Source organism: Chryseobacterium sp. GM_Chr_2 (assembly GCF_026540445.1).
Taxonomy (GTDB): Bacteria; Bacteroidota; Bacteroidia; order Flavobacteriales; family Weeksellaceae; genus Chryseobacterium.
The window spans coordinates 162,500-172,666 of record NZ_JALNUD010000012.1; the positions used below are offsets into that span (position 1 = coordinate 162,500).

A 10,167-nucleotide genomic window follows, 5' to 3' on the forward strand; every position below is an offset into this window, starting at 1 on the left:
GATAATAAAAATATTAAGCTGTAAACAAAAGTTATATCGGATATCAGGGCTTCATCTACTTTGCTCTTTTTACTTTTATCTTTTTACTTTTAAATAATATTTATCATGAGTTTAAAAGTTTATTTTTTATATTTTTGTTTCCAAATTAGAAAACAATGAAAAAAGTATTAGCATTAGCATTTGTAGGAGGTTTATTCGTAGTAAACTGTTCAAAAAAGCCAAACCACGATTTGCAGGACAGCAACACGATGTTACCAGAACCGGATGCTCCGACAGTAGTAGATTCTACAGCGAAAAAAGCTGACACACCAGCTGCAACGCCTGCACCGGCAACTGAAGCTCCTAAAACAGATTCTGCAGCAGCAAAATAATGAAAAAACTGTTTGTGACAGGGCTTGTAAGCTTGCTTATGATGTCCTGTTCTAAAAAAGAAAATTCATCGGTAGAGTCTTCTTCTGATGCAACTGATGTTTCTACACCTGCGCCAAGTAACCTTACGGGAGAGCAGATTATCGGAACATTGGATTGCTCAGGCTGTCACTCGCCGAGTGAAAGAATGATAGGACCTTCTTATAAGGAAATCGCAGAAAAATATTCTGAAAAAGATATTGAAATGCTGGCTTCAAAAATTATAGAAGGAGGAAGCGGAAATTGGGGAAGCGTACCTATGCAGCCTCATTCACAAGTGTCTAAAGAAGATGCTAAAAAAATGGTAGAATATATTCTGAGTCAGAAAAAATAAAATATGACTACTGAAAAATCCAGTCTGCACGCGAGAAATCTGCACCGTAATCCGTATGATTTTGATCTGTTGATTTCTTGTGTGCCGGAACTGAAACAATACGTTTTTGAGAATAAATATGGAACAATCACCATTAATTTCAGTATTCCAAAAGCGGTAAAACTTCTTAATAAGGCATTGTTGCAACATTTTTACTATGTTAAAAATTGGGATATTCCCGATGCCAATCTTTGTCCGCCCATTCCCGGAAGAGCAGATTATGTACATTATATCGCTGACTTGCTGGCGGATCAACAAAAACAAATTCCTTTAGGTTCATCTGTTCAAGGCTTAGATATTGGGACGGGTGCCAATTTGGTGTATCCTTTAATTGCGCATCGCTCTTATGGCTGGAAGATGCTGGGAACGGATATTAATGAAGATTCTTTACAAAATGCAAAGCAGATTTTAGATCAAAATGATGATTTACAATCTGATATTCAGTTGAAAAAACAGAAAAATTCTGATTATATTTTTAAGAATATTATTGATGCTAAAGATCGATTTGCTTTCACGATGTGCAATCCTCCTTTTCATGATTCTGAAGAAGCTGCCTTAAAGGGAAATCTTAGAAAAACGAAAAATTTAAACAAATCAAAAATTCAAAAACCCAATCTGAATTTCGGAGGTCAGCAGTCCGAATTATGGTGTGAAGGTGGAGAAATCGCTTTTATCTCTAATATGATTCAGGAAAGTGTTTTGTTTAAAAATCAGGTTCTTTGGTTTACGTGTTTAGTCTCTAAGAAAGATAATCTGCCACGGCTTCAAAAGCTTTTAACCAAAGTAAAAACGCAGGATGTTAAGATTATCGAAATGGCTCAGGGGCAGAAAATCAGCAGAATGTTAGCATGGACATTTATTGCAGAAGCGAAACGTAAATAGATCAATTAGATTTTTTTTGAAGCTAATCCCGCTTTCCGCTGTATCTTTTTTGTTACGGCTTCCGCTTCGCTCCAGCCGCAACAAAAAAGGATGCCGCTTTCAATCGGGGCTAGGGGATTAGGCATAGTTTAAACATTTGGGTATAAATTCATAGAGAATTTAAAGGTGAAAATTAAAACATTCGGTAAATAAATTATATTTCTGAAAAAAGTCGTTGATCATCAATTCAAAAATCACTAATTTTGCACGTTATTTTAAATAAATACAATGCAATTATCAGAACAAGAAATCATTAGAAGAGAAAAGCTTAACAAGCTTACTGAAATGGGGATTAATGCGTTCCCTGCGGATGAGTACACACTTACAGACACTACAGAATCTATAAAACAGAACTTCACAGAAAGTAAACAGGTGAAGATCGCAGGTAGATTGATGTCCCGCAGAATTCAGGGAAAGGCTTCTTTTGCTGAGTTGCAGGATTCTACAGGTAGAATTCAGGTGTATTTTAACAGAGATGAGATCTGTACAGGTGAAGACAAAACGTTGTATAATGAAGTCTACAAGCACCTTTTAGATATAGGAGATATTATCGGTGTTGAAGGTGAACTTTTCACAACTCAGGTGGGTGAAAAGACTGTTTTGGTGAAAAACTTCACGCTTTTAACTAAATCTTTACGTCCACTTCCACAACCGAGAACTGATGAAAATGGAGTAGTACACGATGCTTTCAATGATCCTGAATTAAGATACAGACAACGTTATGTAGATTTAATCGTAAATCCTCAGGTAAAAGAGACTTTTGTTAAAAGAACAAAAATGTATACAGCAATGCGTCAGTTTTTCAATGATGCAGGCTACATCGAAGTTGAAACTCCGGTTTTGCAGGCAATTCCGGGTGGAGCAGCAGCAAGACCTTTCATTACGCATCATAACGCTTTAGACATTCCTTTATATATGAGAATTGCTAATGAGTTATATCTGAAAAGATTAATTGTTGGTGGTTTTGACGGTGTATATGAATTCTCAAAAAACTTCAGAAATGAAGGGATGGACAGAACTCACAATCCGGAATTTACCGTAATGGAAATCTATGTGGCCTACAAAGACTATTATTGGATGATGGATTTCACCGAAAAAATGATAGAACATTGTGCAATAGCAGTAAACGGAACTACAAAGGCAAAATTTGGTGATCAGGAAATTGATTTCAAAGCGCCATACGCGAGAGTTTCAATGACGGAAGCTATTCAAAAATATACAGGTTTTGATATTACTGGAAAATCTGAGCAGGAATTGTTTGATTTTGCTAAATCTATCGGAATTGAGGTGAACGAAACAATGGGGAAAGGAAAATTAATAGATGAAATATTTGGTGAAAAATGTGAAGGAAACTTCATTCAGCCTACTTTCATTACAGATTATCCGGTAGAAATGTCGCCTCTAACCAAAAAACACAGAAGTCAGGAAGGTCTTACAGAGCGTTTTGAATTAATGGTTTGCGGAAAAGAAATTGCGAATGCTTATTCTGAGCTTAATGACCCGATTGATCAGAGAGAACGTTTCGAAGATCAATTAAAATTATCTGAAAAAGGAGATGATGAAGCAGGACAATTTATTGACGAAGACTTCTTGAGAGCTCTGGAATACGGAATGCCGCCAACATCAGGAATGGGAATCGGGATGGATAGATTGATTATGTTCTTAACGAATAATGCATCGATTCAGGAAGTGTTGTTCTTTCCTCAAATGAAGCCTGAAAAAGCGGTTCCTCAAATTGAATTGGGTGACGATGAAAAAGTGATCCTTGAAATTTTGAAATCAGGAGAACAAATTGCTTTGTCAGATGTGAAAGAGCAATCTAAACTTTCAGGTAAAAAATGGGACAAAGCTTCTAAAACTTTAACGAAGAATAACTTGGTGAAAGTAGAGAAGATTGATGAAAATGTTTTGATGAAATTGGTGTAGTTGTAAAGCGCACAAAATATAAACGTAAAAAAGCGGACTTATTAATTTAATAAGTTCGCTTTTTTTATGACTTGTCACATTTTATCGTTTTTTATCAATTAAAATACTCTTTATACATTAAGATTTTCATCTGTGATTTTTTTTTTTTTTTTTTTTTTTTTTTTTTTGTTTTGTTATTTTGATACTTTATTTTGAATTAATATAAATTATAATTAAAAAAAATAATCTATAATTATTTTAAATTCATCATTTGTTTTAATTTGTTATTTTTATTACATTTGATGTATGGAGGTGAGAAAAGACAGAAAAAAGAAAGGAGATGTTCAGGAAAGATATGGGTTGTATCAGAATGAATTTGAGTTTGATTCTTGTGGAGTTGGTTTTGTAGCCAATATAAAAGGAGTAAAATCATACAAGATTATTAGCGACGCAATTACGATGTTGGAAAATATGGAGCATCGGGGGGCCACGGGGTATGAAAGCAATACAGGTGATGGCGCCGGTATTCAGATACAGATTCCTCATGAGCTTTTATATGACGAAGGTCTGCATTATGGCATCGATTTACCTGAACCTGGATATTATGGAGTCGGAATGCTGTTTTTTCCTCAAAACAATTTTATCAGGGAAGAATGTAAAGAAATCATTTCTCAGTCTGCAGAAAAGCTAAATCTTAAAATTTTAGGGTACCGCCCGGTTCCTGTAAGTAATATAGAATTGGGAGATCTTGCAAAAAGTGTAGAGCCTGTGATGGAAATGCTTTTTGTAGAAAGACCTTTTGATGTAGAAACCGAAAAAGATTTTGAAAGAAAGCTTTTTGTTTTTAAAAATTATATTTCACATCAGGCTACAAATGTGGTAAACGGTGATCCTATTGGGTTTTATATTGCCTCTTTTTCATGTAAAAAAGTTATTTATAAAGGGCAATTAAGAAGTATTCAGGTGAGAAATTATTTTAAAGATCTTACCAATCCGAATATCCGTTCCGCTTTTGGAATGGTGCATTCCCGCTTTGCCACCAATACTTCACCCACCTGGAGCTTAGCGCAGCCCTTTAGATTCTTGGCTCATAATGGAGAAATTAATACCATCTGGGGGAACCTCAACTGGCTTAAATCCTCAGAAAAAGTGTTTTCAAGCCCATTGTTTACACCACAGGAAATGGATATGATCCTTCCGTTGATAAAACCCGGACAGTCAGATTCCTCTTATCTCGATAATATGGTGGAGTTGCTGTATCACTCAGGTCGCTCGCTTCCGCATACCATGATGATGCTGGTTCCTGAAGCTTGGGACGGCAATGCGCAGATGGAGCAGTATAAAAAAGATTTTTATGAATTTCATGCCTGCTTAATGGAGCCCTGGGATGGGCCGGCTTCTATTTCCTTTACGGATGGAGAAATTATTGGAGCTACATTAGATCGAAACGGACTTCGACCTTCCAGATATTGTATAACTTTAGATGATTTGGTGGTGATGGCTTCAGAATCAGGAGCTTTGCCTGTAGATCCCAAAAAGATTATAAAAAGAGGACATCTGCAACCCGGAAAAATGTTTTTGGTAGATCTCAAGAAAGGAGAAATTGTAAGTGACGATCAGTTAAAAAAAGAAATATGTACATCACAGCCTTATCGTGAATGGCTGGATACATTGAAAATTAATATTGAAGAACTTCCGAATCCTAAAATCCGCTTTAATAAACTTGAAACGGATGATATATTTAAATGTCAGAAAGCATTTGGTTATTCCCGGGAAGACTTGGAAGTGGTAATTAAAGAAATGGCAGGGCACGGAAAAGAGCCCATAGGATCGATGGGGTTTGATGTTCCGCTGGCCGTTTTAAGTGAGCAGCCACAGCATCTTAGCTCTTATTTCAAGCAGTTGTTTGCTCAGGTTACCAACCCTCCGATTGATCCCATTCGTGAGAAATTGGTGATGTCTTTAAAAACGATTATTGGCGGAAACGGCAATCTCTTGCAGGAAGATAAAAGTTTTGCACATTCTATTATGTTGGAAAGTCCTATCCTTAATAATAAGCAGTTAGAAAAGCTCAGAAGTGTAGATACCGGAAAATTTCAGGCGAAGACTATTTATACATACTTTAATGCCGATGGTAAAACCGGAAGTTTAAAAAAAGCAATCGACAGGCTTTGCAGATATGCTGTAGATGCCGTAGATGATGGTTTTGAAGTGATTATTTTATCCGATCGTTCTCTGGATTCTCAACATGCTGCAATTCCTTCACTACTAGCTTGTTCGGCAGTTCATCATCATTTAATCAGAAAAGGAATTCGCCGGAAAATAGGCTTGGTGATGGAGGTAGGAGATGTTTGGGAAGTTCATCATTTTGCCGCATTGCTTGGCTTTGGAGCAACAGCTATCAATCCTTATCTGGCATTGGCAAGTATTCGGAAAATGTTTCTTGAAGGTATTTTTGGAGAAGAAAAAGATTTAGAACTGTTAAAAGATAATTATAAAAAAGCAGTCGGAGAAGGTCTTTTGAAGATATTTTCCAAAATGGGGATTTCTACATTACAGTCGTATCACGGGGCTCAGATTTTTGAAATCATCGGACTGAACAGAATTGTCGTGAATACATGCTTCACCGGAGCCGTATCGAGAATAGAAGGAATTGGATTTGATGAAATTGCCAAAGAAGCATTGATTAAACATCAGGAGGCATTTGGGAACAGTACATCGGTTATTTTAGAACCGGGTGGTATTTATCAATGGAGAAAGGATAGTGAATATCATCAGTTTAATCCTCAGTCTGTTCATTTGTTGCAGCAGGCTACATGGAATAATAACTATGATATTTTTAAAAAATACACAAGACTGGTTAATCAACAGACGGAAAATGCTTCTGTTCTGCGAGGGTTGTTGGAGTTTAAAAACATCAGAGAATCAATTTCTTTGGATGAGGTAGAGCCCATTGAAAATATTTTAAAACGATTTGCAACCGGAGCCATGTCTTTTGGGTCTATTTCGTGGGAAGCGCACACGGCATTGGCTATTGCTATGAATCGAATTGGTGCAAAAAGTAATACCGGAGAAGGTGGCGAAGATGAAGTGCGATATCATCCTGATGAGAACGGAGATAATCTACGTTCAGCCATTAAGCAGATTGCCTCAGGAAGATTTGGGGTTACAGCAAGATATTTGGCTGAGGCGGAGCAGCTTCAGGTGAAAATGGCGCAAGGAGCAAAGCCGGGAGAAGGCGGTCAGCTTCCTGGTTTTAAAGTAGATCAGTGGATTGGGAAAACTAGGCATTCCACTCCGGGAGTTGGGCTTATTTCGCCACCGCCACATCATGATATTTATTCTATAGAAGATCTGGCGCAGCTTATTTTCGATTTAAAAAATGCAAACCGCCATGCGACTATTTCAATAAAATTGGTTTCAAAGGCCGGAGTGGGAACTATTTCCTCAGGCGTTGCCAAAGCTAAAGCAGATCATATATTGATTTCTGGCTATGACGGCGGAACAGGTGCTTCGCCACTCGGCTCAATAAGGCATACAGGATTACCTTGGGAACTTGGGCTATCGGAGGTACATCAGACATTGATCAAAAATAAACTCAGACAGAGAGTGACCATTCAGGCAGACGGGCAGATTAAAACGGGAAGAGATCTTGTAATTGCTACATTGCTTGGCGCGGAAGAGTGGGGGATTTCTACCTCTGCACTTATTGTTGAAGGATGTATCCTGATGAGAAAATGCCATTTGAATACCTGCCCTGTAGGAATTGCTACTCAAAATGAAGAATTAAGGAAAAACTTTAAAGGCAAAGCAGAGCATTTGGTGAGCTATTTTAATTTCTTAGCAATGGAAGTGCGCGAGCTTATGGCTGATCTTGGATTCAGAACGGTGGATGAAATGGTGGGGCAATCTCAATGTCTTGAGCAAAAATCTGAGGTTAAATTTTGGAAACATCAACATATAGATTTAAGCAGGCTTCTACAGAAAATAGAGACAGATCTGCCGATTATTAAGTCGGAAGATCAGGAGAAAGATTGGGAATCTTCTATTTCGTGGAATATGTTGGAAGTTGCTAAAGATGCTATTGAAACTAATGCTAAAGTAAAAGCAGGCTTTGATATTAAAAATACAGACAGAGCTGTAGGAACAATTCTTTCGCATGAGCTGACTAAAAAATATAAATCTGAAGGAATGGAAGAAGATTCGCTTCAGTTCAGTTTTAAAGGAACTGCTGGGCAGAGTTTCGGGGCGTTTTGCAACAAAGGAATCACTATGCGATTGGAAGGCGATGCCAATGATTATTTCGGAAAAGGTCTCTCCGGGGCGAAGTTGTCTGTTTTTCCGGATAAAAATTCAGCTTTTAAAGCTCATGAAAATACCATAATTGGGAATGTGGCTTTGTATGGAGCTACTTCAGGAAAAGTGTTTATCAACGGAAAGGCGGGAGAGCGTTTTGCGGTAAGAAATTCCGGCGCTACGGCTGTTGTAGAAGGAGTGGGAGATCATGGCTGTGAATATATGACGGGCGGCATAGTCGTCGTTTTAGGAAGTGTAGGCAGGAATTTTGGAGCCGGAATGAGTGGGGGAATTGCTTTTGTATGGGATGTTAATCGTGAACTGAAAGCCAATTTTAATCCGGACATGGCAGATCTAGAGGAAATAACGAAGGAAGATGAGGATTTAATTGCGGAATTAATTCGTGAGCATCTTCAAAATACGGGAAGCGAGGTTGCTCAATATATTTTAAGTGATCAGGAAAATGCTTTTAAATATTTTACCAAAGTATATCCCAGAGATTATAAAAAAGTAATGGAAAGTAATGCAAATGTTGTTAAATAATGGGAAAGACAGATGGTTTTTTATTATACGAAAGAGCGCTTCCCTCTAAATTGAATACGGAGGAAAGAATCAAGAATTTCGAAGAATTTGTAGTTAAACCTTCGGAAGAGCAACTGAATTGTCAGGCTGCACGGTGTATGGACTGTGGAATTCCTTTTTGTCAGAATGGATGCCCCTTGGGAAATGTAATTCCTGAATTTAATGATGCGGTATATCAAAAACAGTGGGAAAAGGCCTATCATATTTTAATAGCGACAAATAATTTTCCGGAATTTACAGGTCGCGTTTGCCCGGCGCCCTGTGAGAGTGCATGTGTGTTGGGAATTAATAGTGAACCTATCACCATTGAGGAAATTGAAAAAAATATTGTAGAAATTGCCTTTGAGCAAGGTTTTGCCAAACCAAAAATTCCGCAATTCAGAACAGGGAAAAAAGTAGCTGTGGTGGGTTCAGGGCCGGCAGGATTGGCAGCAGCCTATCAACTTAATCAGGCGGGACATTCGGTAACTGTTTTTGAGAAAGATGAGGAAATTGGAGGATTGTTACGATTCGGAATTCCTGATTTTAAATTGGATAAATCGATTGTACAGCGTCGTGTTGAGTGGATGTGCAATGAAGGTGTGGAATTTAGAACCTCCGTTAATGTAGGCATTAATTATTCTGCAGAACAGCTTCACCGAAGTTTTGATGCGATAGTTCTGGCAATGGGAAGTACGGTTCCTAAAAAGCTGCGGATTCCTAACTCCGATGCTAAAGGGATTTATTATGCCATGGATTTTCTTAAGCAAAGCAATAAAAAGGTGAGTGGAATTCCATTCAGTGATGAAGAGATTGATGTTAAAGGAAAGAAAGTCGTAGTTATTGGCGGCGGAGATACTGGATCCGATTGCATTGGAAACAGCAATCGTCAGGGTGCCGAAGTTATTTATCAAATTTATTATAAACCTATGCAGCCCACCACAAGAGATAAAACAATGCCCTGGCCGGATTACCCTGCCTTGTTGCAGATTACTTCGTCTCATGAAGAGGGTTGCGATCGCAGATGGTCTGTCAATTCCAAAGAGTTTATAAAAGATGAGGAGGGCAATCTGAAAGGGGTTCGGTTGGTAGAAGCAGAATGGACTAAAAATGAAGATTCAGGAACTTGGGATTTATACACTGAGAAACCTAATTCTGAATTTGTGATCGACTGTGATATTGCATTTATCGCTTTGGGGTATACGCATGTAGAGCACCGCGGACTTGTAGAAGCGCTAGACATTCATCTGGATCCTAAAGGAAACTTAATAGGAACCAATAAAGAATACAAAACTAATCAAACCAAAATTTTTTCTTGTGGAGATGCCAGAAAAGGGCAGAGTCTTGTTGTTTGGGCTATTGCAGAAGGAAGGCAGTGTGCGGAAAAAGTTGATGAATTTTTAAAACAGATCTAAAAACGGAATCCTTATCAGGAACAAGTATTGATAAACAAACTATTACTATTATAACGATCTTATCAAAAGAGGCGGACTTTAGTCCGCCTTATTCATATGTATATTTCAATTAGGCTTTAGCCAAAGCTTAAAATGTTTTCTCGCAGATTTTTTGCAGAAAAATAACAATATTTAAATTCGTTTATTCGTGGCATAAAATAAATGTTTCCTTATTTTATCGCAGATAAAATCTTTCAGCCTAAAAAAATATTAAGTAACCTGAGTTCGGGATAAGAAGGCAAATAAGAC

General features: G+C 37.7%; 6 protein-coding genes. All 6 read left to right on the plus strand.

Annotated features, from left to right (window positions below):
- The first annotated feature begins 155 nt into the window (after positions 1–155).
- The 6 genes from OXQ85_RS17470 to OXQ85_RS17495 all read left to right on the plus strand — a co-directional run bounded on the left by OXQ85_RS17470 (position 156) and on the right by OXQ85_RS17495 (position 9,879).
- A complete protein-coding gene (locus OXQ85_RS17470) occupies positions 156–371 on the plus strand; it encodes a hypothetical protein (RefSeq protein WP_267406139.1) in 216 nt (71 codons plus the stop codon).
- The gene (locus tag OXQ85_RS17475; protein WP_267406140.1) at positions 371–742 is read left to right on the plus strand and encodes a c-type cytochrome; all 372 of its coding nucleotides are present in this window, start codon (positions 371–373) and stop codon (positions 740–742) included. Before OXQ85_RS17470 ends, OXQ85_RS17475 begins: the two co-directional genes overlap by 1 nt.
- Before the next feature lie 3 nt (positions 743–745).
- Positions 746–1,663 carry a 23S rRNA (adenine(1618)-N(6))-methyltransferase RlmF gene (rlmF, locus tag OXQ85_RS17480; protein ID WP_267406141.1) on the plus strand — a complete coding sequence of 306 codons (918 nt, stop codon included), beginning with the start codon at positions 746–748 and terminating at the stop codon, positions 1,661–1,663.
- Between the two features lie 267 nt (positions 1,664–1,930).
- On the plus strand, positions 1,931–3,628 hold the full coding sequence (gene lysS / locus OXQ85_RS17485; RefSeq protein ID WP_267406142.1) for a lysine--tRNA ligase: 1,698 nt from the start codon (positions 1,931–1,933) through the stop codon (positions 3,626–3,628).
- Between the two features lie 285 nt (positions 3,629–3,913).
- A complete protein-coding gene (gene gltB / locus OXQ85_RS17490; protein WP_267406143.1) occupies positions 3,914–8,446 on the plus strand; it encodes a glutamate synthase large subunit in 4,533 nt (1,510 codons plus the stop codon).
- Positions 8,446–9,879 carry a glutamate synthase subunit beta gene (locus OXQ85_RS17495; protein ID WP_267406144.1) on the plus strand — a complete coding sequence of 478 codons (1,434 nt, stop codon included), beginning with the start codon at positions 8,446–8,448 and terminating at the stop codon, positions 9,877–9,879. The genes gltB and OXQ85_RS17495 overlap by 1 nt, the downstream gene beginning before the upstream one ends.
- Positions 9,880–10,167: the final 288 nt, after the last annotated feature.